Below are 24,602 nucleotides of genomic sequence, written 5' to 3'. Positions count from 1 at the left end.
CACGGAACTTCGGCAAGGGGTCAGTACTGCACTCATCGATACAGCCGTCTGGAGAGCCGCCACGCCATGTGGCGCACCGAAGGAGCAAACCCGCTGCGGGTGCAGCAGGGTGAATCTCTCAGGTACCGAGGACAGGGGGAGCGGCAACTTGGACATCGGTCGTCCGGTTGCTTGCTATTGGTTCAATAGCACTCCACGCCCGCCGTTCAAGCGCTGCAAACTCAAAGGTACTTGCAATGCGTGTGATCGTTCTTGGCGCCGGCCTGCTCGGCGTGACTTCGGCCTACTACCTCCAGCAACTCGGCCACGAGGTGACCGTGATCGACCGGCAGGCCACCCCGGCCGCCGAAACCAGCTTCGCCAACGGCGGCCAGATCTCGGTCAGCCATGCCGAACCGTGGGCCAATCCGAGCGCGCCGCTGAAGGTGCTGCAATGGCTCGGCAAGGAAGATGCGCCGCTGCTCTTTCGCATCCGCGCCGACATGCGCCAGTGGCTCTGGGGCCTGCAGTTTTTGCGCGAATGCACCCCCGCGCGCACCCGCCACAACATCGAACAGATCGTTCGTCTCGGTACATACAGCCGGGAAATGTTGCAGCAATTGCGTCGAGACACCGGCCTGAACTATGACCAGCGCACGCAAGGCATCCTGCACTTCTACACGACGCAAAAAGAATTCGATGGCGCCCTCGCGCCCGCCGAGCAGATGCGCGCCCTGGGCTGCGAGCGGCTGGTCATCTCGGCCGACGAGGCCATCAAGATCGAACCCGCCCTCGCCCACATTCGCCCCCAACTCGCCGGCGCCACCTACACCGCCGAAGACGAATCGGGCGACGCCAACCGCTTCGCGCGTGAGCTGGTGAAGCTGGCCGAGGCGGCCGGCGTGAAGTTCCTCATGAGCCACACGGTGACCGCGCTGCGCGAAGCCGGTGGCAGCATCGACCACGTCGAGGCGACCGACAACGAAGGCCGCTTCCAACGCATCCGCGGCGATGCCTTCGTGCTCGCGATGGGTTCGCTGAGCCCGCTGTACGCCGCGCCGCTGGGCATCCGCCTGCCGATCTACCCGGCCAAGGGCTACTCGGTGACGCTGCCCGTGAAGGACGCGTCGAAGGCACACCAGGTCTCGCTCACCGACGACGAATACAAGCTGGTGTTCTCGCGCTACACATCCGAGTCGGGCGACCGCCTGCGCATCGCCGGCACGGCCGAACTCAACGGCTACGACCGCGACCTGAACCGCGTGCGTTGCGAAGCCATCGTGCGGCGCGTCGAAGAACTCTTCCCCGGCGCCGGCGACACCGAGCGCGCGCAGTTCTGGACCGGCCTGCGCCCGGCCACGCCGAGCAACGTGCCGTTGATCGGCAAGACCAAGCTGCCGAACCTGTTCCTCAACACCGGCCACGGCACGCTCGGCTGGACGCACGCCTGCGGCTCGGGCAAGTCGATCGCGCGCATCGTGAGCGGGCTCGCGCCCGAGGTCGATTTCGCGTTCGCCGGCATGCCGGCGCCCGCGCCGCGCGCCGTGCAGCCCGCACTGGGCTGACACGCCACGCGCCCTGGGTCACGCCTTGAACGTGACCCAGGGCTTGAGCCGCACGGCGCAGCGGATGAGCCCCGCGCTTTCCTGCGCCTCGATCACCGCGCCGATCGGCTTGTAGGCCTGCGGCGCCTCTTCGATGCGGCGCTCCTCGCGCAAGGTCACGCATTGCCAGCTGGCATCGGCGTCGCCGGGTGCGGGCCGCATCGCGCGCACCTCCTGCCGACGCATGCGCCGGCCGGCACCATGGCTGCACGACCACAGCCAGTCCTCATGCCCCAGCCCGGTCGCGAGGTACGAGTGATCGCCCATCGACCCGGGGATCAGCGCGAGGTCGCCCGCGTGCGCCGGCGTCGCGCCCTTGCGATGGATGTTCATGCCGTGCTCGCGCAGCACCACGTTGTGCGGCACGTCGACCACCAGCGTCGACGCCGTGGCGCCCAGCAGCTCGGCGAAGTCCTTGCGCACCAGCTCGGCCAGCACGACGCGGTTGGCCCACGCATAGCGCGCGGCCACGCCCATGGCCTCGAGGTACTCCTGCGCCAACGGCCCGGCCAGGCCGTACAGACCGCTCTTCGGATGGCGCAGGCCTTGCGGCCACTCGGCCCGCGCGCGGTCCATCCAGCGGCCACCGACATGGAACCCGATGTCGCGCGAGCCGCTGTGGATCATCACCACGACCTCGCCCGCCTTGAGCCCCGCGCGGTAGGCCGCGTGCCGGTCCATCACCTGGTCGACGACCTGCAGTTCGACGAAGTGGTTGCCGCTGCCCGGCGTGCCCAGGCACGGATCGCGGAACACCTCGTGGCGCGCGCCGGTGTAGGCCGACGGTGCGTGCCGCGACTGCCCGCCGAAGCTCGCCAGGCCGATGCACGCGCCGATCTCGGCCTGCAGCCGGTCGCGGTCGCAGGTCGCCCAGAGCCCCTCGTTGCGCACGGCGTCCAGGAACGCGGCCGGCCCGTCGTCGAACAGCGCGCGAAACGCCGCCGTGTGCACCGGCACGTCGCGCCCGTTGTCGAGCAGGCTGCGCGTGAGCCGCGCGAGCAGCTGCGTCTTGTGCGGCGCCACCTGGTCCAGCGTGAGGCCGGTGGTCAGCAGGCGCATGCCGCAGTTGATGTCGGTGCCGACCGCGGCGGGGATCACGAAGTCGCCATCGGTGGCGACGACGCTGCCCACCGGCGCGACCGAGCCCGGATGAAAGTCCGGCGTCGCGCAGGCCTTGCACACGCCGTGCGCGCCGTCGGGCGATCGCACGCTGGCAAAGGCCAGCAGCTGGTTCACGGCTTTTTCTTCCAGCGGCAGGCTCTGCGGCAGAAGAACGGTCGCCTGCGCGGCTTCGTTGCGTAAGTGATAGATGCCGTCGCGGTAGTCGACGGCGATGTGGGCGCGCGAAAAGGCGCGCTGGAGTCTCGAAAAATGACTGTGGGTGGGGCTGCCCATGGCTGCAATTCCATTCGGGGAAACCGTGTCGGTTTCCGGGCCCCGTCACATCGCGTGGCGGGGCGAAAGAGATCGACCGCGTGCCTCGGGGCGCGCGGATCACTCTTTCTTGCAGCAGCAGAGATTCAAGAAAGCGGGCGGATTCTAGCGACGCGAAGCACTTGCGAACACAGGGCGCAGGCGCGCGCGTCGTTTTTTCCCATCAGTCCGTCAGTCAGTCAGTCCGGCGCGGTGAACACCGTCAGCACGCCGGTGTAGCCGTACAGGTGATGGCGTGCGATCTCGCCGGCGGCGAAGAAGCCGACCAGCGGCACGTCGCCCAGCGCATGCCGCACGATCTGCAGTTCGGCGCCCGGCGCACCGAAGTGCGGGCCGCCGCGCCCCGAGCAGCTCACGTACACCGCGCCCGCGATGCGCCGCGCCGGATGCGGTGCGGCCTCGGCCTCGCCGGCCGCCACGGCGCGCGCGGTGGCCAGCGTCTGTTCTTCGGGCTCGAGCTCTTCGCGGATCTCGGCGCAGATGCGCATCAGGTCGGCGCGCGCCGCCTGCGCGTTGCGGCGGCAGAAACTCAGCCGCATGCCGGCCTCGGCGTTGTCGGCAATGGCGATGCCGCGCCGCGTCGGGTCGAGGCCGATGATGTGGCGCACCAGCACGTCGGCGCCCAGGTCGCCGGTGCGGCGGATGCCGTCGCTGCCCGCGTCGGCCAGGCCGACCAGCGTGTTGCGCACGGCGTCGATGGCTTCCTGCGGCCGGTCCAGCGACACCTGCAGGTCGGCCAGCAGCACGTCGAGCGCCGGCTCGCCGTCGAGCGACAGCAGCAGGTTCCCGTCGGCCTCGGTGATCTCGCGCTCGCGCGCGCCGCCGGTGCGCAGCGGCTGGCAGCCCTGCGTGACGCGCGACACCAGCCGCACGCCCTCGCCGAACACCACGCCCGACAAGCCGCCCGAGAACACGCCACCCGCCGCGCCGTGGCCGCGGATGTTGCCGTTGCCGCCGACCGCGAACTGCAGCGCCCCGCCGCGGCCGGACGAGAGCCCGCCGAACAGGTAGCCGGTGTCGGTTCGGCCCGCCATCTCGCCGATGAGCTCGCCCAGGTCGGGTGTGGCCGGGTCGGCGTGCACGAGCGCGGTGTGCGCCTCGAAGCCGCTCATTTCGGAACTGCCCAGCGGCGCCACGCCGGAGAACACGCGGTACTGGTCGCTGGGCAGCGCGCACAGCATCAGGCTCAGGCCGGGCTCATCGAAGTACTCGGCGTTGTTGGCCGACACGCCGATGCCGACGGTGCCCGACCAGTCGGTGACCTCGGGCAGTTCGGCGCTCAGGTGATCGAGAATCTCCTGCGCCTCGGCCGCGTAGTGGTCGGTGATGTAGAGCAGCCCGAGCGTCGGGTTCGACGCGTAGTCGGGCAGCGCCATCTGCGCGCGCAACTGGGCCAGCACGAGGCCGGCGGCCATGCGCCATTGCGGGTGGGTGGCATGGCCGGTGGGAAACAGTTTCATGGTGCGTACCGACCCGTGCGTCGTCGTCTGGAAAGGTGTCTGTGAGACGTCAGCGCCGGCCGGAGGTTCGCTTGCGCGCGGCGGTGGACGTGGTTTTCTTGCGCGCGGCGGGTGCCGGCGCGGCTTTTTTCGCTGCGGCCTTCTTCGCGGCGGTCTTGGCGGCCGGCTTGCGCGCCGCCGTCGCCTTGCCGATGACCTGCCCCACGGCGTCGGCCAGCGGCTGCGCCATGGCCGGCACCTTGAGCTGCGCCGCATCCTGCAGCGCCGTGCTCGCGATCTGCTGGAACTGCTCGGTGAGCGAGCCCCACCATTGCATCGGGTCGACCACCCCGGCGGCGCCGTTGGACGCTGCGGGCTTGGCGCGCGAGGTCTTCTTCGGCGCCGGGGTTTCCTCTTCTTCCGCTTCTTCCTCGGCCTCGTCGAACTCTTCTTCCTCTTCCTCGACAGCTTCCGGTTCGGGCCGCGGTGCGGGGGCCGGGGCGGGAGCCGGTGCAGGTGCCGGCGCCATGGCCGCAGCCTGCTTGGTGAACGCGCTGGCGATGTCTTCCATCCGCACGTTCATGCCGCGCAGGGTCGACAGCGTCATCTTCTGCACCTCGAGCGCCTGGATGGTCGCCTTGAGCGCGTGGCCGTTCTGTTCGAGCCAGTACTGGACCGTCTTGAGTTCCTGGATGCGCTTGTCGACCTCTTCGACGCTCATGGTCGGCGCGACCCAACTCGCGAGGCTGGGGATGCCGGGCACCGCGCCGGAGCCCGCGGCGGCACCGCCGGCGAGGTTCTTCAGGAAGTCGAATCCGGGGACGAACTGGCTGAAGTCGAAGGGTTTGCTGGCGTTGCTCATGCGGGAGGTCTCCTGGCTGGGTTTTCTTGTGTTGCCAGCTTACTCCAAGCCCCTTGCCAGCGAATCAGAGCTCGTCCCTGACCCGGCTGAAAACCTTCCAGAAATTCGCGTCCTGCGAGGTCGCGAAGTTGATCCGCATCATCGTGCTCGGCGGGCGGCGCGCATGGAACAGCGAACCCGGCGCCAGCAGGTAGCCCTGGTCGAGCATGCGTTGCGTGAGCGCGTCGGTGTCCACGCCCGTGTCGACCCAGCCGAACAGCCCCGCCGGCTCCGAGGCGAAGGTGCAGCCGTGCGACATGGCCAGCTTCACCGCGCGGCCGCGCGCGCCGTCCAGGCGGATGCGCACGCGCTCCGAATGGCGGCGCAGCTGGCCCTGGTCGATGCACCACGACAGCGCCCGCTCGAACAGCGTGGGCGAGGTCAGCGTGGCCAGCAGCTTGGTCTCGAGCAGCCGCTCTTTCAGCGCGGGCGAGGCGGCCAGGAAGCCGATGCGCCAGTTGGGCGCCAGGATCTTCGCGAAGCCGCTGACGTAGATGGTGCGCTGCAGCCCGTCGAGCGCGCTCAGGCGCGTGGCGTGCTCGGGCGCGAGGTGGCTGTAGGTGTCGTCCTCGACGATGTGGAAGTCGTGTTCGTTGGCCAGCTTGAGCACGCGGTGCGCGCTGCCCGGCGTGAGGCTGTAGCCGGTCGGGTTGTGCAGCACGCTCACGCTCACGAACAGCTTGGGGCTGTGCAGCTTGCAGTACTGCGCCATCACGTCCAGATCAGGCCCGTCGGCACGGCGCGGCACCGGCAGGATGCGCATGCCCAGCGCCTCGAGCCGGGCGAACTCCAGCGCCCAGCCGGGCTCCTCGACCATCACCGGATCGCCCGCGCGCAACAGCGTGCGGCTCACGATGTCCAGCGCGTGCGTGGCGCCGATGGTGGTCACGATCTGGTCCGGCCCGGCCGGCACGTTGATGCGCACCAGCTTCTGCGACAGGCTGCGGCGCAGCGCGAGGTCGCCCGAAGGCTCGCCGTATTGAAGCGACAGTTCCTGCAGCGCCGACGTGGTGGTCACGCGGCGCACCGCGGTCGCCAGGAAGGTCGAGGCCATCCAGTCGGGCGGAAACACGCCCATGCCCGGCTGCGGCTTGTCGCTCGGGCGGTGGAACATGCTGCGGATCAGCGAGCTGGCGTCGGCCGGCACGCGCGAGGCCATCATCGGTGGGACCTCAGGCGCGGCATGCGCCGGGTTGCGCGAACTCTCGGGCGCCGGCGCCGCGTCGCGCACGTAGAAGCCGCGCTGACGGCGCGCCTCGACGAGGCCCTGCGCGAGCAGCTGGTCGTAGGCGGCGACCACGGTGTACGGGCTCACGCCCTGCTGGCGCGCGCATTCGCGCACCGAGGGCAGGCGCGCGCCGGGGGCCAGCAGCCGGTTGCGGATGCGCTCGGCGAGGCGGTCGGCCAGCTGCCCGGTCAGGGACTGGGTGGAGGTTCGGGTCAGCATCGGATCGGGCTGCATCGCACAGAGAGCAAGAAAAGGGCGGCGTGTGTCGAAGGAATGACCAATACAGATTTCAGATTTGTTCGATCATCTGTACTGGAACTGTAATGGTCCAAAGTTTAGAGTCTGTGACATGAACTGGCAAGAATTCACCGCGCTGCTGGTGCTGGCCACGGCGATGAGCTTCTCGCCCGGACCCAACACCACGCTCTCCACCGCCCTGGCGGCCAACGGCGGCCTGCCGCGCGCCATGCGCTTCGTGGTCGCGGTGCCAGTGGGCTGGACCTTGCTGCTGGCGATCTGCGCGGCCGGCCTCGGCGCGCTGGTGGTGGCCATGCCGCCGCTGCGCCTGGCGATCAAGGGCCTGGGCATCGCCTACCTGCTGTGGCTGGCCTACAAGCTCAGCGGCAGCGCCCAGCTCGGTAAGGCCGACAACGCCAGCCTCTCGGTCGGCTTCGGGCAGGGCGTGATGCTGCAGTTCGTGAACATCAAGGCCTGGCTGCTGGCGCTCACGCTGGTGGCCGGCTGGATCGCCGGCCAGCCCGACGCGCTCGCGCGCTTCGCCATCGTCGCGCCCGTGATGCTGACCTACGCCTTCACCAGCAACTTCGCCTATGCGCTGGTCGGCGCGCTGCTGCGCGAGTGGCTGGCCAAGGGCCGGCGCCTGCTGTGGTTCAACCGCGCGATGGGCTTGATCCTGGTCTTGACGGCCTGGTGGATGGCGGGCGTATGAAGCTCGCCATCAAGGACGAAACGCTGGGCATGTGGCTCGGGGTGGTCGGCGTGGCGCTGTTCGCCATCACGCTGCCGATGACGCGGCTGGCCACGGGCACGCAAGAGGCGCCGCAGCTGTCGCCGTGGTTCGTCACGCTCGGGCGCGCGGCGCTGGCGGGCGTGCTGTCGGCCGTCTTCCTGCTGGTCACGCGCTCGCCGCGCCCGGCGCCGCACCAGTGGAAGCCGCTAGGCATGGCGGTGCTGGGCAACTGCATCGGCTTTCCGCTCTTGCTGGCCTTTGCGCTGCGCGTGGTCACGGCCAGCCACGCGGCGGTGGTGACGGCGCTGCTGCCGCTGGTCACCGCCGCGGTCGCGGCCTGGGTGCTGCACCAGCGCGCGCGGCTGGGCTTCTGGCTCTGCGCCATCGCGGGCAGCCTGCTGGTGGTGGTGTTCTCGGTGCTGCGCGCGCAGCAGAGCGGCCACGGCTTCGGTTTCGAATGGGCCGACCTGCTGCTGGTCGGCGCGGTCATCGCGGCCTCGGTCGGCTACATCTACGGCGCGCAGGTCACGCCGTCGCTGGGCGCCGAGCGCGTGATCTGCTGGGTCTGCGTGATGGCGCTGCCCGTGACGCTGCCCGCCACCATCGCCCTGTGGCCGCAGCAGCCCGTGGCCGCGTCGGCCTGGGTCGGCTTCACCTACGTGGGCATGTTCTCGATGTGGATCGGCTTCTTCGCCTGGTACCGCGGCCTGGCCCTGGGCGGCGCGCTGCGCGTGAGCCAGACGCAGCTGCTGCAGCCCTTTTTGTCGATCCTCGCGTCGATCCCGCTGCTGGGCGAACCGCTGGACCTGGTGACGCTGGGCTTCGCCGCCGCCGTGGTCGCCACGGTGGTCGCGGGCAAGCGGCTGTCGCAACCGGCGGCGCCTGCCGCTGTTCCACGCGGCGCCGAGCCGCAGGCCAGGAGCTGAGGACCATGACGCTGTTCAGCCATGTCACCGTCGGCTGCACCGACCTGCCGCGCGCCGCCGCCTTCTATGACGAGGTGCTGGCCCCGCTCGGCCTCATCCGCCGCCCCGTGACGCCCGACGGCGGCCCCGACGCCGCCTGCTGGATCGTGCCGGGCCAGACGCTGCCACGCTTCTACGTGTACATCCCGCTGGACGGCGAACCCGCCAGCGCCGGCAACGGCAGCATGGTCGCGTTCTGCGCGCCCTCGCCGCAGGCCGTTCATGCCGCCCACGAGGCGGCCCTGCGCCACGGTGGCTGCGACGAAGGCGCGCCCGGGCCCCGCCCCCGTTACGGGCAGGGCTATTACGGCGCCTACCTGCGCGACCCGGACGGCAACAAAATCCATGTCGTGCACCGTGGCGACATCCCGCCATCCTGACGACACACTCAAACTCACCTCTCATTCGCCAGAAAGAAGAAAGCCTCCCATGAACTGGAAACTCGCCGCCCGCGCCGCCAAGATGAATCCTTCGGTGCTGCGTGAAATCCTCAAGGTCACCGAGCGCCCCGGCATCATCAGCCTGGCCGGCGGCCTGCCTTCGCCCAAGACCTTCCCGATCCAGGAGTTCGCCGACGCCTGCGCCGAAGTGCTGCACAACGACGGCCAGGCCGCGCTGCAGTACGCCGCCAGCGAAGGCTATGCGCCGCTGCGCCAGGCCGTGGCCGACATGCTGCCCTGGGACGTCGACGCCTCGCAGGTGCTCATCACCACCGGCTCGCAGCAGGGCCTCGATCTCGTGGCCAAGGTGCTGATCGATCCGGGCAGCAAGGTGCTCGTCGAAACGCCCACCTACCTGGGCGCGCTGCAGGCCTTCGGCCCGATGGAGCCGCACCCCGTGGGCGTGGCCAGCGACGACGAGGGCGTGATCGTCGACGACCTCGTGAGCAAGGCGGCCGACGCGCGCTTCGTCTACCTGCTGCCCAACTTCCAGAACCCCACCGGCCGCACCATGACCGAGGCGCGCCGCGCCGCGGTCTCCGCGGCCGCAGCCGCGGCGAACCTGCCGATCGTCGAGGACAACCCCTACGGCGAGCTCTGGTTCGACGAAGCCCCGCCGCTGCCGCTGGCCGCGCGCAACCCCGAGGGCGTGATCTACCTGGGCTCGTTCTCCAAGGTGCTGGCCCCGGGCCTGCGCCTGGGCTTCCTGGTGGCGCCGAAGGCCATCTTCCCCAAGCTGCTGCAGGCCAAGCAGGCGGTCGACCTGCACACGCCGATCTTCACGCAGCGCATGGTCTCGGCCGTGATGAAGGACGGCTTCCTCGACCGCCACGTGCCCACCATCCGCGCCCTGTACAAGCGCCAGCGCGACGCGATGATCGCCGCGCTGCACCGCGAGATGGCCGGCCTGGACGTGAAGTTCAACGCCCCCAAGGGCGGCATGTTCCTGTGGGCGCGCCTGCCCGAGGGCATCGACACCGTGACCCTGCTGCCCAAGGCCGTGGAGCGCAACGTGGCCTTCGTGCCCGGCGCGCCGTTCTACGCGGGCGAAGGCGATCCGCGCACGCTGCGCCTGTCGTTCGTGACCGCCAGCGTCGAGGAGATCGACACCGCCATCGCCGCGCTCGCCGTCACGCTGCGCGAAGAGCTGGCGCTGCTGGCCCCCGCCCACGCCTGACAAGGCCGACGACGATGCACATCGCCATGCTCACCTTCGACGGCTTCAACGAGCTCGACTCGCTGGTCGCGCTGGGCGTGCTCAACCGCGTGAAGAAGCCGGGCTGGCGCGTGACGCTGGCCTCGCCCAGCGCCACCGTGACCTCGATGAACGGTGTCACGGTGCATGCCACCGCGACGCTCGAAGCGGCCTGCGAGGCGGGCGCGGTGATCGTCGGCAGCGGCATCCGCACGCGCGAGATCGCCGCCGACGCGGGCCTGATGGGCGTGCTGCGCGGGCTCGACCCGTCGCGCCAGCTCATCGGCGCACAGTGCTCGGGCACGCTGCTGCTGGCCAAGCTCGGCCTGCTGGGCACGGTGCCGGCCTGCACCGATCTCACGACCAAGCCCTGGGTGCAGGAAGCCGGCGTCGAAGTGCTCAACCAGCCCTTCTTCGCGCAGGGCAACGTGGCCACCGCGGGCGGCTGCTTCTCGGCGCCCTACCTCGCGGCCTGGCTCATCGCGCGCACCGAAGGGCTCGAGGCCGCGAAGAGCGCGCTGCATTACGTCGCGCCGGTCGGCGAGAAAGACGACTACGTGGCGCGCGCGATGCGCAACATCGAACCGTACCTGCAGACGCAGCCATCGGCCACGGCCGACGCCCTCTCCGCACAAGGACACTGAACACCATGCTCAACATCTGGGGCCGCATCAGTTCGATCAACGTGCGCAAGGTCGTGTGGTGCGCGCAGGAGCTCGGGCTCGACTTCCAGCGCACCGAGGCCGGCGGCAAATTCGGCGTGGTGCAGACGCCCGAGTACCGCGCGCTCAACCCGAACGCCATGGTGCCCACCATCGACGACGGCGAAGGCGCCGAGCGCGTCACGCTGTGGGAGTCGAACGTCATCGTGCGCTACCTGTGCGCCCGCTACTCGCACGGCACGCTCTACCCGAGCGAGCTGCCCGCGCGCTTCGACGCCGAGCGCTGGATGGACTGGCAGCAGACCACGCTCAACCGCGCCAGCCGCGACGCCTTCGTGCAATGGGTGCGCACGGCGCCCTCGGAGCGCCAGCCCGCGCTGATCGCCGCGTCGGTGCGCGAGAGCGAGGCGCTGTTCGCCATGCTCGACGCGCACCTCGCGCAGCGCCCCTACATGGCCGGCGAGGGCTTCACCATGGCCGACATCCCGATCGGCTGCGAAGCGCACCGCTGGTTCGGCCTGCCCGGTGCCGAGTACCGCCGGCCGGCCTGGCCCAACGTCGAGCGTTGGTACGCCGACCTGCTTTCCCGCCCGGGCACGCGTGGCGTGCTCGACCTGGCTTTGGAATGACCCCCAGGCTACGCGCACTTCGTGTCGCTTCGCCAACCCCCTTCCAGGGGGCGACACCAGTGGCCCGGCAAAGCCGGTTCCACGGTGTCCCCTCGACTGACATTGCCCGCTGATCCGAACCGTTTGAATCCGATGAAATCCCGCCCCTTCAAGCAAGTCGACGTCTTCACCGCCACCGCCTACTACGGCAACCCGCTCGCGGTGGTGATCGACGGCCAGGACCTGGACGACGCCGCCATGCAGCGCTTCGCGCAGTGGACCAACCTGTCGGAGACCACCTTCCTGCTGCCGCCGACCGACCCGGGCGCCGACTACCGCGTGCGCATCTTCACGCCCGGCGGCGAGCTGCCCTTTGCCGGCCACCCGACCATCGGCAGCTGCCATGCGTGGCTGCAGGCCGGCGGCAAGCCCAAGGTGGCGGGCCGCGTGGTGCAGCAGTGCGGCGCCGGCCTGGTGCCGCTGCGGCGCGACGGCGAGCGCCTGGCCTTTGCCGCGCCGCCGCTCAAGCGCAGCGCCCCGAGCCCCGCGCTGCTGGCCAAGGTGGCCGGCGCGCTGGGCCTGAAGGCGCAGCAGGTCATCGCGGCGCAGGTGCTCGACAACGGCCCGGTCTGGTTCGGCCTGCTGCTGAACGACGCCGACGCCGTGCTGGCGCTGCAGCCCGACCACCGCGCGCTGAAGGAACTGGGCGTGAAGGCCGGCGTGGCCGGCGTGCCCTCGGCGCACGACACCTCGCTGCTCATCGGCCGCTCGAACCGCGAGGCACGCGCCTTCGGCAACCGCCCCGCCACGCCGAACGACGACGGCGCGAAGATCGACCTCGAGGTGCGCGCCTTCGCCGAGCCCATCGGCGTGCAGGAAGACCCGGTCACCGGCAGCCTCAACGCCAGCCTGGCCGAATGGCTGATCGCCGACGGCCACATGCCCGAGCGCTACCTGGCCGCGCAAGGCCAGTGCCTGGGCCGCGCGGGCCGCGTGCACATCGAGCGCGACAGCGACGGCACGATCTGGGTCGGCGGCGATGCCGTGACCTGCGTCGACGGCCACGTCACACTCTGAACGAAGGCACACCATGGCCCCCGCCGAAATCGACCACCTGGTGATCGCCGCCGCCTCGCTGGCCGAGGGCGTGGCATGGTGCGAGGCCACGCTCGGCGTCACACCCGCGCCCGGCGGCGTGCACCCGCTGATGGGCACGCACAACCGGCTGCTGAACATCGCGAGCGACGCGTTCCCGCGCGCCTATGCCGAGATCATCGCCATCGAGCCCGGCAAGGCGCCCTCGCGGCCGAAGACGCACCGCTGGTTCGACCTGGACGACGCCGCGCTGCAGGCCGCGCTCGCGCAGCGCGGCCCGCACCTGATCCACTTCGTGGCGCGCGTGCCCGACGCGCACGCCGCCACGCAGGCGCTCGCGCGCGAGGAACATGCGCACATCGACCGCGGCCACCTGCTCGAAGCCTCGCGCGACACGCCGGCCGGCCGGCTCGAGTGGCAGATCACGGTGCGCGACGACGGCCAGCGCCTGTTCTACGGCGCGCTGCCCACGCTGATCCAGTGGGGCGCCGTGCACCCGACCGACGCCATGCCCGCCTCGGGCCTGGCGCTGCGTTCGCTGCGCGTGGCGCATCCGCGCGCGCCGGCGCTGTCGGCCGCGCTCACGGCCATCGGCATGGGCGGCCTGCCGGTCGATGCCGGCCCGCCCAACCTCGTGGCCGTGCTCGACACGCCGCGCGGCCCCGTCACCCTCGAATCGCAAGGACTCTGACTCTCATGCTCACCCTGACCGAAATCGCCTGGTTCGCCCTCGCCTCGCTGCTGCTGGCGCTCACGCCGGGGCCGAACATGATCTATTGCGTGTCGCGCACGCTGATCCAGGGCCGCCGCGCGGGGCTCATCTCGCTGGGCGGCGTGCTGATGGCGTTCCTGGTGCACCTGTTCGCCGCGGCGCTGGGCCTGACGGCGCTGCTGCTGGCGGTGCCGGTCGCGTTCGACGCGATCCGTTTCGCCGGCGCGGCCTACCTGATGTGGCTCGCGTGGCAGGCGGTCAAGCCCGGCGGCAATGCGCCCTTCGAGGCCCGCGCGCTGCCGGCCGACCCGCCGGCCAAGCTGTTCCGCATGGGCTTTCTCACGAACCTGCTGAACCCGAAGGTGGCGATGTTCTACCTGTCGTTCTTCCCGCAGTTCATCCACCCCGAGCGCGGCTCGGTGCTGCTGCAGAGCCTGCAGTTGGGCATGGCGCAGATGGCGAGCAGCGCGCTGGTCAACACCGTGATGATCGTCGGCGCCGCGAGCATCACGGCCGTGCTGTCGCAAAGCGCGGGCTGGCTGCGCGCGCAGCGCTACATCATGGGCAGCGTGCTGGCCGCGCTGGCCGTGCGCGTGGCGCTCACCGAACGCAAGTAAGCAATCCGAAGGACGTCGATGCGATTCACCCGCGAAGAGATCGAAGCCGCGCAGCGCACCGTGCATGCGGCCATGCCGCCCACGCCCCAGTACACCTGGCCGCAGCTGTCGCAGCGCCTGGGCGCCACGGTCTGGGCCAAGCACGAGAACCACACGCCGGTCGGCGCCTTCAAGATCCGCGGCGGCCTGACCTACTTCGAGACCCTCGCGCGCGAGCAGCCCGCCGTGCGCCACGTGATCAGCGCCACGCGCGGCAACCACGGCCAGTCGGTCGGCTTCGCCTCGCAGCGCCACGGGCTGGCCGCGACCATCGTGGTGCCGCACGGCAATTCGCGCGAGAAGAACGCGGCGATGCGCGCGCTCGGCGTGACGCTGGTCGAGCATGGCGATGACTTTCAAGCGGCGGCCGAGCACGCCGCGGTGCTGGCCGAACGCGACGCGCTGCACCGCGTGCCCTCGTTCCATCGCGAGCTGGTGCGCGGCGTGTCGACTGCGTACGTCGAGTTCTTCAGCGCATTGAAAGCTTCACCACCCGACGTGCTGTTCGTGCCCATCGGTCTGGGCTCCGGCTTCGCCGGCGCGGCCGCGGCGCGCGCGCATTGCGGCGTGTCGACCAAGCTCATCGGCGTGGTGTCGGCGCATGCCACGGCCTACCGCGATTCGTTCCGCGCGCGCCGTGCGATCGAGTCGCCCGCTACCACGCGGCTGGCGGACGGCATGGCCTGCCGCACGCCGGTGCCTGAATCGCTGGAGGTGATCCTGCGCGAGGCCGACGACGTGATCACCGTCACCGACGACGAGGTGGCCGAAGCCATGCGCGTGCTCTTCAGCGACACGCACAACGTGGCGGAAGGTGCGGGCGCGGCTGCCTTGGCGGGGGCGCTTCAGCAGAAGGAGCGCTGGCGCGGGCAGACGGTGGGCGTTGCGCTGAGCGGCGGCAATGTCGATGCCGACATGTTCGCCGGGGTGCTGGGGCGCAGCGCCTGATCCGGTCTCAGGGCAGCGGCCCTGTGTTCGCCGTGCTCAACGGCAGCTGGGACACCTCGGCCAGCAGCAAGGCCAACTGCTGCGCGGCCGCATCGATCACCGCCTGCCCCTTCGCGGCCGTGGCCGCTGCGGCATTGCCCGCCGCCCCCTGCGCGTTGTAGTCCTCCATGGCCCAGCCGAGCTTGGCGCTCTTGCCGTTGCCGAGGATCGCGCAGTCGGCCGCGCGCTGCTCCGAGGTGGAACTGAAATCCTTCGCCTCGGCCATGCGCACCAGTGCGGGCGTCAGCGCCAGCATCATCGAGGTCTCGATCTCGCCCGCGTGCACGCCGAAGCGGTGCTCGCGGGCGCTGAACTGCGCGTTCGCATCGCCCAGCGGCAGGTTGAACCAGCTCACGCTGTAGACGATCAGGCCGTGCGCGGCACGCAGCTCGCGCGCCACGATGTCCATCGCGCCCACATGGCCGCCGTGGGCGTTGAACAGCACCAGCTTCTTCACGCCGGCGCGCGCCACGCCCGCGCCGATCTCGTTCCACATGCGGATCAGCGTCTCGGCCGAGAAGGTGAGCGTGCCCGCGAAGCGCGCGTGCTCGGGGCTCAGGCCGATCTGCTGGGTGGGCAGGAACAGCGCCGGCAATTCCGGCGGCAACAGCGGCAGCGCCGCGGCCACGATGCCGTCGGCCAGCACGGTGTCCACGCCCAGCGGCAGGTGCGGGCCGTGCTGCTCGGTCGCGCCCAGCGGCAGCACCGCCACCGTGGTCGCCGCGTCGAGCGCGGCAAAGTCGCGCGTCGTCAACTGGGACCAGAAACGGGGCCAACGGGGCGAAGAGACCGGAAGTGCGTTCATGCCGCGATCTTAGGACGGGGCCATGGGCGACGCATGGGGCAACACTTGCATACAACTTGCCAACATCGGATGAATTGATCGCGAATCTGTTCACGATTAGTTCTCATCTTTCCCGATGTTCGGTCCTATTGTTTACAAATTGGCCTAGAGTCCCTTTTCACGAACTTTCCGCCACGGCTTGTCACGGCCCAGGAGAGTTCACGCAAAAGGGAGTAGCGTGTCCATCCATCCACAAAAAAATGGAGGCACCGTCGTTGCCGGGCGCAAAGTCGCGCCCTTCAAGGCATTGCCTCACCATCTCGCACGAGCCGTGCGGGGTTTGCCGCCGATCGTGTGCGTGCTGGTCTTCGGAAGCAGCACCGCGTACGCGGAATCCACTGTCGCGCCCTCGCCTGCCGCCCCCCGGGGCAGCGCGCTGGCGTATGACGCCTCGCAGCACGACGCCCTCATCGTCGCGCGCCGTGCCGGTCGCATCGCGCCGGCCCAAGCCCTGCAGCAGCTGCGCCAATGGCTGGCTGCCCCGCTGGCCGACGAGCAGCGCCGCCGCGTGGCGTCCGACGCCATCGCGATCGCGGTGGCCGACGGCCAGTTCGCCGACGCGGTGGCCGTGGGCCGCCAGGTGCCGCCGGACGCGCTGGGCGATTACGCGCTCGGCCCGCTGGCCGGCGCCGCGCGGCGCACGGGCGACATCGCCCTGCAAGGCGACACCGTCAAGGTCTGGCGCGCGCGCCAGCCGGCGGCCCGCGAACCGCGCATCCATGAAGCCTTCTGGCGGCTGGCCAGCGGCGACACGGCCGGCGCGCAAACGATCTACCGCGCACTCGCACAGCCCGCGCCCACCGAGGTCGCGGACCGCGTCGCGCTGCTCGACCTGCGCGCCGCGCTGGCGCGTGCCCAGGGCCAGCCCTTCCAGGCGCTCACGGCCTACGGCGAGATCACCGCGCTGCAGCCCGCACGCCGTGATGCGCAGCGCGACGCCGACTTCCTGTTGGCCGAGTACGGCGGCGCCACCGCTGCGTTCGAGGACGCGCAGGCGGCCGAACGCAAGCAGCCCGGCAGCCTCGCGCCGCTGACGCTCGCGCTGCTCGAACAGCAGGCGCTGGCGCAGCAACTGCGCTGGGCCGTGAAGGCGCGCGACCAGCGCCTGGGCGCGGCGCGCGTCACCGACCTCGACAAGGTGCTGGCCGCCCAGAGTGCCGCGCTGGCCCGCGTCGACGCCGCGCTCGCGCAGCCCGCCCCGCCAGACGCCGACACCTGGCGCACGCTGCGCATGCGGCTGCAGTCCGACCGCATGATGGCGCTGCTGGAGCGCGGCCGTCCGGCCGACACCATCGCGCTGTACGACAGCCTGCGTGCCGACGGCACCGCGCTGCCGCCCTACGCGCTGGGCACCGCCGCCCGCGCGCTGGCGCAGGAGCGCCGCTCGGCCGATGCCGTGCCGCTGTTCGAGAAAGCGGTCGTCGACCTGCCGATGCCCGACAGCCTGCACTTCGGCCTGGTCTACGCCTACCTGGACACCGGCCGCTTCGACGACGCCGAGGCGCTGCTCCAGCGCATCGAAAGCGCCACGCCCGTGCTGATGCGGCTGGCGCCGGAAGCCGGCCGCCCCAATGACCAGTTCTCCGAAGTGAGCGGCCTGGGTGCGCTGCTGCAGCTGTACGGCGACCGGCCGAAGCTTGCGCAGCCGCGCTTCAACACGCTCACGCAAGAAGCCCCGCTCAACGCGGGCTACGCCTATGGCGCCGCGCTCACCGAGCGGCTGCGCGAGCACCCCGAGGCGGCCGTGGCGCGCTTCGAGGCGCTGAGCGCCGACCACCCCGACGACCTGAGCGTGCGCACCAGCCATGTCGAGGCGCTGCTCGACGCCGACGAATTCCGCGCGGCCCGCATCCGTGCCGAGTCGCTCGAGGCCGACGCGCCCGACGCCGCCGAAGTGCGCGAGATGGCGCGCAAGCGCCGCTCGCTGGTCGGCCCGCAGCTCGAGATCGACGCCGAAGGTTCGCGCGGCGGCGGCACGCTGGCCAGCCGCGAATGGCGCGTCGACAGCCGGCTCAGCTCCGGCCTCATCGGCGACGCATGGCGCGTGTTCTACGCGCAGACGCTGGGCCGCGGCTACACCTCCGAAGGCACCGCCCAGTGGGCGCGCGGCGGCCTCGGCGCGAGCTGGCAGCAAGGCCGCTGGCTGGCCGAGGGCGTGCTGCAGCACGCGAACAGCGGGCGCTACCGCAACAGCGTGGCCGGCCGCGTCGACTACCGCGCCAGCGATGCCTGGCGCCTGTCGGCCACCTACGACGGCGACAGCAAGGAGCTGCCGTGGAAGGCCCGCGCCGTGCCCTTCGGCGCGCAGGCCATCGGCGCGCGCGAGTTCGGCGCCAGCGCGGCCTACGTCGTCAACGAGTCGCGCCGCTTCGACCTGCAATGGCGCCGGCTCGACTTCAGCGACGGCAACCTGCGCGACGGCCTCGACTTCGGCTGGCGCGAGCGCTGGGTCAGCACGCCGCGCTTCCAGATCGAGACGCGGCTGGGCGTCGATGCCAGCCGCAGCCGCCTGCAGGACGTGCGCTACTTCAGCCCCTCGCGCGATGCCAGCACGCAGCTGTCGGTGCGCGGCCAGTGGCTCACCTGGAAAAGCGACGACCGCCAGTTCTTCCAGGTGCTGGAGCTCGGCGGCGGCAGCTACCAGCAGGCCGGCTTCGGCAGCGGCCCGCTGTGGAACCTGCGCTACGAGCACCGCTGGGCCCTGGGCCAGAAGCTCACGCTGCGCTACGGCCTGACCTTCGGCAGCCACCCCTACGACGGCGTGCGCGAGAAACAGCGCGGCGTGTTCCTGAACCTTTCGATGCCCCTGCAGTGATGTCCGTGATGCAAGCCCCCAACTTTTTCCTCCGGCTGCGCGCGGCCCTGCTCGGGCTGCTGCTGGCGGCGTCGTTGCCTGCGCTGGCGGCGCCGGTGCTGCCCGCCGATCCCGACAACGGCGTCGACTTCCGCGTGATCTCGTTCCACGACGTGCGCCCCAACGTGCGCGCCAGCTTCGAGACCTCGCCCGACGAAACCGCCATCGACGAGCGCACGCTCGCCGAAGTGTTCGCCTGGCTGCGCCACAACGGCTACCACCCGGTCAGCCTGCAGCAGATCATCGATGCGCGCAACGGCGGCAAGCCGCTGCCCTCGCAGCCCGTGTTGCTGACCTTCGACGACGGCTACCGCAGTGCCTACACCCACGTGTTCCCGCTGCTGCAGCGCTTCAACTACCCGGCGCTGTTCGCGCTGGTGACGAGCTGGCTCGAGGTGCCCGAAGGCCAGCCCGTGCACTGGGGCGACAAGCCCGCGCCGCGCGAGAACTTCCTGCTGTGGCGCGAAGCCGCCGAGATGGCGCGCTCGCCGCTGGTCGAGTTCGCGAGCCACACCGACGCGATGCACACCGGCATCCAGGCCAACCCGCAGGGCAACATGCTGCCCGCCGCGGCCACGCACCGCTACGACCCGAAGACCGGCCGCTACGAGGACGACGCCGCCTACCTGCGCCGCATCGAGACCGACCTGCGCCGCAGCCGCGAGCTGATCGAAAAGCGCACCGGCGCCAAGGTGCGCGCCACCGTGTGGCCCTACGGCGCCTACAACACGCCCGCGCTGGAAGCCTCGGCGCGCGTGGGCATGCCGATCACCTTCACGCTCGACGACGGCGCGAACACGAAGGAGATTCCGCTCAGCCGCATCCGCCGCGCGCTGGCCGCCTACGACAACGAGGCGCCCGACTACGTGCAGATGCTGCGCAGCCCCGTGGGCGGCGAGGTGCGCCCGATCAACCGCGTGATGCACGTCGACCTGGACTACGTGTACGACGCCGACCCGGCCCAGCAGGAGCGCAACCTCTCGGCGCTGATCGAGCGCGTGGCCGCCGTGCGCCCGCGCTCGGTGTTCCTGCAGGCGTACGCCGACCCCGACGGCGACGGCGTGGCCGACGCGCTGTACTTTCCCAACCGCCACCTGCCGATGCGCGCCGACCTGTTCGCCCGCGCCGCCTGGCAGCTGCGCAGCCGCACCGGCGTGAAGGTCTACGCCTGGATGCCCGTCACCGCCTACCGGCTGCCGGCGTCGAACCCGCTGGCCACGCACACGGTGCGCACGCTCAAGGGCGACGCGCCGGCCGACCGCTACCACCGGCTCTCGCCCTTCGACCCGGCCGTGCGCACGCTGGTCGGCGACCTGTACGAAGACCTGGGCCGCCACACCTTCTTCGAAGGCCTGCTGTTCCACGACGACGCCATGCTCTCGGACGACGAGGACGCCAGCCCCGCCGCGCTCGACACCTACCGCCGCTGGGGCCTGCCGGCCGACGTGGCCGCGCTGCGCGCCGACCCCGCGCTCATGGCCCGCTGGACCGTAGCCAAGACCCGCTACCTGATCGACTTCACGCACGAACTCGCGGCGCGCGTGGGCACCTGGCGCCCTGCGCTGGAAACGGCGCGCAACCTCTACGCGCGGCCGGTGCTCGAACCCGCGGCCGAGCAATGGTTTGCCCAAAACTATGAAGCCTCGCTTGCCGCCTACGACTACGTCGGCCTGATGGCCATGCCGCGCATGGAGCAGGAGGCCCGCACCCCGGCCGACAGCGACGCCTGGCTGGGCCGCCTGGCGCAGCGCGCGGCCGCCACGCCGCACGGCCTGGACCGCACCGTGTTCGAGCTGCAGGCACGCGACTGGCGCACCGGGAAACCCGTGGCCGACGCCGAGCTCACGCGCCAGTGGACCCTGCTGCAGCGCGCCGGCGTGCGCCACCTGGGCTACTACCCCGACGACTTCCTGAACAACCAGCCCTCGCTGGAGACCGTGCGCCGCGCGATCTCGGTGCGTTCGCTGCTGTCGCGCGCCCCCCGGCGCAACCACGACGCCGCCACGCTGCCGCCTGAAGGAGGGAAGCCCCGATGAACACGCTCCAGATGCTGGTGGACCTGATTCCGCCGGTGCTCTTCGGCTTCGTCTTCTACTACCCGTTCTTCATGGCGTGGGTGTGGATCGCGGGCGGCCTTTCGCATGCGTGGTCGTTCGAGCGCAAGCGCGACGTCGAGATCGACCCGCTGCCGCTGCTGCCCTCGCAGCCGCTCGTGACCGTCGTGGTTCCCTGCTTCAACGAGGCGCCGCACCTGCGCGAAGTGATCGAGCAGCTCATGCGCACGCGCTACCCGAACTACGAGGTGATCGCCGTCAACGACGGCAGCACCGACGGCACCGGCGAACTGCTCGACGAGATGACGCAGGAGTTCAGCCGCCTGCGCGTGATCCACAACGCCAGCAACCAGGGCAAGGCCGTGGGCCTGAACACCGCCTGCCAGCTGGCGCGCGGCGAGTACATCCTGGGCATCGACGGCGACGCGCTGGTCGACCCCAACGCCATCGCCTGGATGCTCAAGCGCATGCTGGCCTCGGATCGCATCGGCGCCGTCACCGGCAACCCGCGCATCCGCACGCGCACCACGCTGCTGGGGCGCATGCAGGTGGGCGAGTTCTCGTCGATCATCGGCCTCATCAAGCGCTCGCAGCAACTCATCGGCACGCTCTTTACGGTGTCGGGCGTGCTGGCCATGTTCCGCCGCCGCGCCGTGCTCGAGGTGGGCTTCTGGAGCCCCGACGTGCTCACCGAGGACATCGACATGAGCTGGAAGCTCCAGCTCGCCGGCTGGCGCCTGCGCTTCGAGCCGCGCGCACTGTGCTGGATCCTCATGCCCGAGACCCTGCGCGGCCTGTGGAAGCAGCGCCTGCGCTGGGCCGTCGGCGGCATCCAGACCATGCTGCGCATCACGCCGTCCATCCTGCGCCTGCGCAGCTGGCGCCTGTGGCTCATCTACAGCGAGTACATGGTGAGCGTGGTGTGGGCCTATGCGATGGCACTGGTGCTGCTGATCAGCTTCATCCGCCCCTTCCTGCCGCACGAGTCGGCCTGGCATTCGGCGCTGCTGCCGCACTGGCAGGGCACGCTGCTGGCCATGACCTGCATCCTGCAGATGCTGCTGAGCCTGTGGATCGACCGTCGCTACGACCGCGACCTCATGCGCTATTTCGCCGGAACGATCTGGTACCCAATCGCGTTCTGGACGATCACGATGGCCACCACGGTGGTCGCCCTTCCCAACGCTCTGATGCGTCGTCGCGGCAAGCGCGCGGTGTGGACGAGCCCTGACCGAGGAGTTTCTTCCGATGCATCCTGAGAACCCGCTCTCTTCGTCGGCGCTGCACGAAGCCCCGCCGCCCCGCACCCGTTCGTGGGGCCAACCCGCGGTGGACGAACCCATCATCGACGCCGCGCGCATTCCATTGCACGCCTTCGGCAACGGCCGCTCGCCGGCGCGCACCCTGGCCATGTACCTGTGGCTGCGCGTGCTGCGGCCCGCGATCACCGTCGCGATCTGGTTCTGCGCCATCTGGTACGCCTGGCCCTACGTGATGGGCGCGCGCTCCCAGCCCGAGGTGCTTCAGCTACTGGGCCTGTACGCCATCGTCATCGGCGTGATCCTTGCCTCGATGCTGATCATGGGCCCGCTGCGCCGCCGCCAGCACCGCAGCGAGACGCCGCCGGAGAAGGAACAGTCGTCGCTGTTCGCGCTGGCGTCGTACATCGAAGTCGCGCCCGCGCGCCTGTCGACCTGGCAACGCACGCGCCAGCTGCTGGCGCACCACGACCACCACGGCCATCTGCGCGACGCCACCGACACCGCGCCGGCCGCGCTGGAAGAAGAAACGCCAGCGAAGCGCCGCAAGGCCTGACGCGCAGGAGCAACCGGCGCGGCCTTTCGGCCGCGTCGCTGCAGGGATTTCGGGGCGGTGATTCAATCGCGCGGCGGCCGCGCCGCAGACAGATTCACCTTCTTCCAAGGACCCCCGACATGGACCTCCAGCTCCAGGACCAGCACGTTCTCATCACCGGCGGCAGCAAGGGCATCGGCCTGGCCTGCGCGCTGGGCTTCCTGCGCGAAGGCGCGCGCGTGAGCCTGGTCTCGCGCGACCTGCAGAACCTGCAGCAGGGCCAGCAGTCACTGATCGCCGCGTTCCCGCAAGCCGAAGGCCGCGTCAGCCTGCACGCCGCCGACCTCAAGAACCCCGCCAGTGCCGTCGCCGCCCTCGACGCCGCCGAACAGGCCTTCGGCCCCGTCGACGTGCTCGTCAATTCGGCAGGCGCCGCGCGCCGCACCCCACCCGACGAACTCACGCCCGCTGCGTGGCACGACGCGATGGACGCCAAGTACTTCACCTACATCCACATGATCGACCCGGTCGTGAAGCGCATGGGCACGCGCGGCCGCGGCGCCATCGTCAACGTGATCGGCCAGGGCGGCAAAGTTGCGAGCCCCGTCCACATGGCCGGCGGTGCCGCCAACGCCGCGCTCATGCTCGTGAGCGCCGGCATGGCCGCCGCCTACGCCGCGAAAGGCGTGCGCGTGAACGCCGTGAATCCCGGCCTCACGCTGACCGCGCGGCTGCAGGAAGGCATGAAGGCCGACGCGAAGCTGCAGGGCATCGACACCGACGAGGCGCTGGAGCGCGCCACTGCACGCCTGCCGCTGGGCCGCATCGCGACGCCCGAGGAAGTCGCCAACACCGTGCTCTTCCTGGCGTCGCCGAAGGCAAGTTATGTGACAGGCGCGATCGTGGCGATGGATGGGGCTGTGACGCCGATGATTTGACAGGGGACAGCAAGGGGAGCGAACGCAGTGATGCGATCCCCCAGGCCGAGCGAAGCGATGGCCCGAGTGCGCCCCCTCCCCTCTGGCCGCGCCGAGGAGCGCAGCGTTTCGCGGATCAGGGCTCGCCCTTGTTTGAGCGAAGCGAGTTTGGGCGAGACCCCGCGAAACGCGAGCACCGCAGGTTGCCCGCAGCGAAGCGGAGGGACGCGGACAGTGGGGTCGCCTTTCTTTGCTTACTTTCTTTGGCGAAGCAAAGAAAGTGAGTCGCCCGCCGGGGCGAGTCCCGGCCAGCAGCCTCAAGAAATCACCCCAAAGCCAACAACCCCTCGAACTTCAACGCCAGAAAATCCACAAACCCACGAACCCGAGCCGGCACAAACCGCCCACTAGGCAACAGCGCATGCAACGGATAAGGCTCCGTCTCCCAGTCAGGCAGCAGCCGCACAAGACGCCCTTCCCGAATGTCATTACGGACATCCAACGCAGACTTCAGCGAAATCCCATACCCCGCCACAGTCCACTCCCGCGCCAGCGAAGCATCATCCACACTGCGATCCCCATTCACCCGCACCTCCGTCCACTGCCCCAACTGCGCAAACCGCCACACCCGGTGCCGTCGCCCACTCCGGTTGAACGTCAGACAGTTGTGCTGCAGCAGATCCTGCGGAACCCGAGGCAAGGGATGCCGACGCAGATAGTCCGGTGAAGCCGTGAGCACCGGATTCGTCAGCGCAAACGCCCGCGCCACCAGCCGCGAATCGGCGAGCGCCCCGTAGCGCAGCGCCACGTCCACTTCGTCGCGCATCACGTCCAGCGGCCGGTCCCCGACAGAGAGCGACAACTGCACCCCCGGATGCAGCGCCAGGAACTCGTCGAACCAGGGCAGCAAGGTGCTGCGCGTGAGGTCCGACGGCGAGGCCACCCGCAAGGTGCCCACAAGTTCGCCCCGATCCGCAGTGACCAGCGACTCCCCCTCGTCCAGCAGCTCGAAGGCACGCACCGCATAGTCGAGCAGCGTCTGCCCCTGCGGCGTGAGGCGCATCGCCCGCGTCGACCGCTCGAACAGCCGCGCCCCCAACTGCGCCTCCAGCCGCTTCAACGTCGCACTGGCCGCCGCCGGCGTGATCCCCAGCGCGTGCCCCGCAGCCGTCAACGTGCCACCACGCGCCGTCTGCACGAGCACCTGCAGGTCCGATATATTTTCAATCTTCATTTGAAAGTGTTGGTGATTCATGCCACCTTA

General features: G+C 70.3%; 22 protein-coding genes and 1 riboswitch. Of the genes, 16 read left to right on the top strand and 6 right to left on the bottom strand.

Annotated elements, in window-relative coordinates:
* The first annotated feature begins 38 nt into the window (after positions 1-38).
* Positions 39-145, top strand: a riboswitch (glycine riboswitch).
* A 91-nt stretch (positions 146-236) separates the two neighbouring features.
* On the top strand, positions 237-1,544 hold the full coding sequence (locus AC1RAD_RS02640) for a D-amino acid dehydrogenase (RefSeq protein WP_062471173.1): 1,308 nt from the start codon (positions 237-239) through the stop codon (positions 1,542-1,544).
* A gap of 18 nt (positions 1,545-1,562) precedes the next feature.
* On the opposite strand, the gene AC1RAD_RS02635 is transcribed toward AC1RAD_RS02640, so the two are convergent.
* From AC1RAD_RS02635 to AC1RAD_RS02620, 4 genes are all read right to left on the bottom strand, one after another.
* Entirely contained in the window at positions 1,563-2,978 is a 1,416-nt protein-coding gene (locus tag AC1RAD_RS02635; RefSeq protein ID WP_492733739.1) for an RtcB family protein, read from the bottom strand.
* A 218-nt stretch (positions 2,979-3,196) separates the two neighbouring features.
* A complete protein-coding gene (locus AC1RAD_RS02630; RefSeq protein ID WP_070060267.1) occupies positions 3,197-4,477 on the bottom strand; it encodes an FIST signal transduction protein in 1,281 nt (426 codons plus the stop codon).
* 49 nt (positions 4,478-4,526) lie between these two features.
* A complete protein-coding gene (locus AC1RAD_RS02625) occupies positions 4,527-5,318 on the bottom strand; it encodes a PhaM family polyhydroxyalkanoate granule multifunctional regulatory protein (protein ID WP_492733738.1) in 792 nt (263 codons plus the stop codon).
* 64 nt (positions 5,319-5,382) lie between these two features.
* On the bottom strand, positions 5,383-6,804 hold the full coding sequence (locus tag AC1RAD_RS02620; protein ID WP_492733737.1) for an aminotransferase-like domain-containing protein: 1,422 nt from the start codon (positions 6,802-6,804) through the stop codon (positions 5,383-5,385).
* 130 nt (positions 6,805-6,934) lie between these two features.
* On the opposite strand from AC1RAD_RS02620, the gene AC1RAD_RS02615 reads away from it, so the two are divergent.
* The 10 genes from AC1RAD_RS02615 to AC1RAD_RS02570 all read left to right on the top strand — a co-directional run bounded on the left by AC1RAD_RS02615 (position 6,935) and on the right by AC1RAD_RS02570 (position 14,836).
* Entirely contained in the window at positions 6,935-7,534 is a 600-nt protein-coding gene (locus AC1RAD_RS02615; protein ID WP_492733736.1) for a LysE family translocator, read from the top strand.
* Positions 7,531-8,481, top strand: coding sequence for a DMT family transporter (locus AC1RAD_RS02610; RefSeq protein WP_492733735.1), 951 nt, complete (start codon positions 7,531-7,533; stop codon positions 8,479-8,481). The genes AC1RAD_RS02615 and AC1RAD_RS02610 overlap by 4 nt, the downstream gene beginning before the upstream one ends.
* Before the next feature lie 11 nt (positions 8,482-8,492).
* Entirely contained in the window at positions 8,493-8,900 is a 408-nt protein-coding gene (locus AC1RAD_RS02605) for a VOC family protein (RefSeq protein WP_492734542.1), read from the top strand.
* A gap of 49 nt (positions 8,901-8,949) precedes the next feature.
* The gene (locus tag AC1RAD_RS02600) at positions 8,950-10,137 is read left to right on the top strand and encodes an aminotransferase-like domain-containing protein (protein ID WP_062471189.1); all 1,188 of its coding nucleotides are present in this window, start codon (positions 8,950-8,952) and stop codon (positions 10,135-10,137) included.
* Positions 10,138-10,151: 14 nt separating this feature from the next.
* Positions 10,152-10,799: a DJ-1/PfpI family protein gene (locus tag AC1RAD_RS02595; protein WP_492733734.1), complete on the top strand. Its 648-nt coding sequence runs from the start codon at positions 10,152-10,154 to the stop codon at positions 10,797-10,799.
* A gap of 5 nt (positions 10,800-10,804) precedes the next feature.
* Entirely contained in the window at positions 10,805-11,446 is a 642-nt protein-coding gene (locus AC1RAD_RS02590) for a glutathione S-transferase family protein (RefSeq protein WP_492733733.1), read from the top strand.
* 132 nt (positions 11,447-11,578) lie between these two features.
* Positions 11,579-12,502, top strand: a complete 924-nt coding sequence (locus tag AC1RAD_RS02585) for a PhzF family phenazine biosynthesis protein (protein WP_172438398.1) — start codon at positions 11,579-11,581, stop codon at positions 12,500-12,502.
* Positions 12,503-12,515: 13 nt separating this feature from the next.
* A complete protein-coding gene (locus AC1RAD_RS02580) occupies positions 12,516-13,211 on the top strand; it encodes a VOC family protein (protein ID WP_492733732.1) in 696 nt (231 codons plus the stop codon).
* A 5-nt stretch (positions 13,212-13,216) separates the two neighbouring features.
* Positions 13,217-13,849 (top strand): LysE family translocator, encoded by a 633-nt coding sequence (locus tag AC1RAD_RS02575; RefSeq protein WP_062480600.1) that lies wholly within the window; start codon positions 13,217-13,219, stop codon positions 13,847-13,849.
* An 18-nt stretch (positions 13,850-13,867) separates the two neighbouring features.
* Entirely contained in the window at positions 13,868-14,836 is a 969-nt protein-coding gene (locus AC1RAD_RS02570) for a threonine dehydratase (protein ID WP_492733731.1), read from the top strand.
* A 7-nt stretch (positions 14,837-14,843) separates the two neighbouring features.
* Here AC1RAD_RS02570 and AC1RAD_RS02565 read toward each other — a convergent pair whose 3' ends face one another.
* The gene (locus tag AC1RAD_RS02565; RefSeq protein ID WP_492733730.1) at positions 14,844-15,680 is read right to left on the bottom strand and encodes a creatininase family protein; all 837 of its coding nucleotides are present in this window, start codon (positions 15,678-15,680) and stop codon (positions 14,844-14,846) included.
* 310 nt (positions 15,681-15,990) lie between these two features.
* Here AC1RAD_RS02565 and pgaA point away from each other — a divergent pair, with 310 nt between their 5' ends.
* From pgaA to AC1RAD_RS02540, 5 genes are all read left to right on the top strand, one after another.
* The gene (pgaA, locus tag AC1RAD_RS02560) at positions 15,991-18,534 is read left to right on the top strand and encodes a poly-beta-1,6 N-acetyl-D-glucosamine export porin PgaA (protein WP_492733729.1); all 2,544 of its coding nucleotides are present in this window, start codon (positions 15,991-15,993) and stop codon (positions 18,532-18,534) included.
* Positions 18,535-18,542: 8 nt separating this feature from the next.
* Positions 18,543-20,609 carry a poly-beta-1,6-N-acetyl-D-glucosamine N-deacetylase PgaB gene (gene pgaB, locus AC1RAD_RS02555; protein ID WP_492733728.1) on the top strand — a complete coding sequence of 689 codons (2,067 nt, stop codon included), beginning with the start codon at positions 18,543-18,545 and terminating at the stop codon, positions 20,607-20,609.
* A complete protein-coding gene (pgaC, locus tag AC1RAD_RS02550; protein ID WP_492733727.1) occupies positions 20,606-21,886 on the top strand; it encodes a poly-beta-1,6-N-acetyl-D-glucosamine synthase in 1,281 nt (426 codons plus the stop codon). The genes pgaB and pgaC overlap by 4 nt, the downstream gene beginning before the upstream one ends.
* Complete coding sequence (gene pgaD, locus AC1RAD_RS02545; protein ID WP_492733726.1) at positions 21,876-22,442, top strand: poly-beta-1,6-N-acetyl-D-glucosamine biosynthesis protein PgaD; 567 nt, start codon at positions 21,876-21,878, stop codon at positions 22,440-22,442. Before pgaC ends, pgaD begins: the two co-directional genes overlap by 11 nt.
* Before the next feature lie 119 nt (positions 22,443-22,561).
* Positions 22,562-23,359 carry an SDR family oxidoreductase gene (locus tag AC1RAD_RS02540; RefSeq protein ID WP_139701504.1) on the top strand — a complete coding sequence of 266 codons (798 nt, stop codon included), beginning with the start codon at positions 22,562-22,564 and terminating at the stop codon, positions 23,357-23,359.
* Between the two features lie 304 nt (positions 23,360-23,663).
* Here the strand turns inward: AC1RAD_RS02540 and AC1RAD_RS02535 are convergent, their stop codons facing one another.
* On the bottom strand, positions 23,664-24,572 hold the full coding sequence (locus AC1RAD_RS02535) for a LysR family transcriptional regulator (RefSeq protein ID WP_095949478.1): 909 nt from the start codon (positions 24,570-24,572) through the stop codon (positions 23,664-23,666).
* Positions 24,573-24,602 lie beyond the last annotated feature (30 nt).

Source organism: Variovorax sp. GW823-FHT04B03, assembly GCF_058796495.1.
This window is presented reverse-complemented; position numbering and strand designations above follow the sequence as displayed.

Coding starts and splice junctions, on each gene's coding strand:
- AC1RAD_RS02640 (WP_062471173.1), top strand. CDS start 237: ATGCGTGTGATCGTTCTTGGCGCCGGCCTGCTCGGCGTGACTTCGGCC.
- AC1RAD_RS02635 (WP_492733739.1), bottom strand. CDS start 2,978: ATGGGCAGCCCCACCCACAGTCATTTTTCGAGACTCCAGCGCGCCTTT.
- AC1RAD_RS02630 (WP_070060267.1), bottom strand. CDS start 4,477: ATGAAACTGTTTCCCACCGGCCATGCCACCCACCCGCAATGGCGCATG.
- AC1RAD_RS02625 (WP_492733738.1), bottom strand. CDS start 5,318: ATGAGCAACGCCAGCAAACCCTTCGACTTCAGCCAGTTCGTCCCCGGA.
- AC1RAD_RS02620 (WP_492733737.1), bottom strand. CDS start 6,804: ATGCTGACCCGAACCTCCACCCAGTCCCTGACCGGGCAGCTGGCCGAC.
- AC1RAD_RS02615 (WP_492733736.1), top strand. CDS start 6,935: ATGAACTGGCAAGAATTCACCGCGCTGCTGGTGCTGGCCACGGCGATG.
- AC1RAD_RS02610 (WP_492733735.1), top strand. CDS start 7,531: ATGAAGCTCGCCATCAAGGACGAAACGCTGGGCATGTGGCTCGGGGTG.
- AC1RAD_RS02600 (WP_062471189.1), top strand. CDS start 8,950: ATGAACTGGAAACTCGCCGCCCGCGCCGCCAAGATGAATCCTTCGGTG.
- AC1RAD_RS02595 (WP_492733734.1), top strand. CDS start 10,152: ATGCACATCGCCATGCTCACCTTCGACGGCTTCAACGAGCTCGACTCG.
- AC1RAD_RS02590 (WP_492733733.1), top strand. CDS start 10,805: ATGCTCAACATCTGGGGCCGCATCAGTTCGATCAACGTGCGCAAGGTC.
- AC1RAD_RS02585 (WP_172438398.1), top strand. CDS start 11,579: ATGAAATCCCGCCCCTTCAAGCAAGTCGACGTCTTCACCGCCACCGCC.
- AC1RAD_RS02580 (WP_492733732.1), top strand. CDS start 12,516: ATGGCCCCCGCCGAAATCGACCACCTGGTGATCGCCGCCGCCTCGCTG.
- AC1RAD_RS02575 (WP_062480600.1), top strand. CDS start 13,217: ATGCTCACCCTGACCGAAATCGCCTGGTTCGCCCTCGCCTCGCTGCTG.
- AC1RAD_RS02570 (WP_492733731.1), top strand. CDS start 13,868: ATGCGATTCACCCGCGAAGAGATCGAAGCCGCGCAGCGCACCGTGCAT.
- AC1RAD_RS02565 (WP_492733730.1), bottom strand. CDS start 15,680: ATGAACGCACTTCCGGTCTCTTCGCCCCGTTGGCCCCGTTTCTGGTCC.
- pgaB (WP_492733728.1), top strand. CDS start 18,543: ATGCAAGCCCCCAACTTTTTCCTCCGGCTGCGCGCGGCCCTGCTCGGG.
- pgaC (WP_492733727.1), top strand. CDS start 20,606: ATGAACACGCTCCAGATGCTGGTGGACCTGATTCCGCCGGTGCTCTTC.
- pgaD (WP_492733726.1), top strand. CDS start 21,876: ATGCATCCTGAGAACCCGCTCTCTTCGTCGGCGCTGCACGAAGCCCCG.
- AC1RAD_RS02540 (WP_139701504.1), top strand. CDS start 22,562: ATGGACCTCCAGCTCCAGGACCAGCACGTTCTCATCACCGGCGGCAGC.
- AC1RAD_RS02535 (WP_095949478.1), bottom strand. CDS start 24,572: ATGAAGATTGAAAATATATCGGACCTGCAGGTGCTCGTGCAGACGGCG.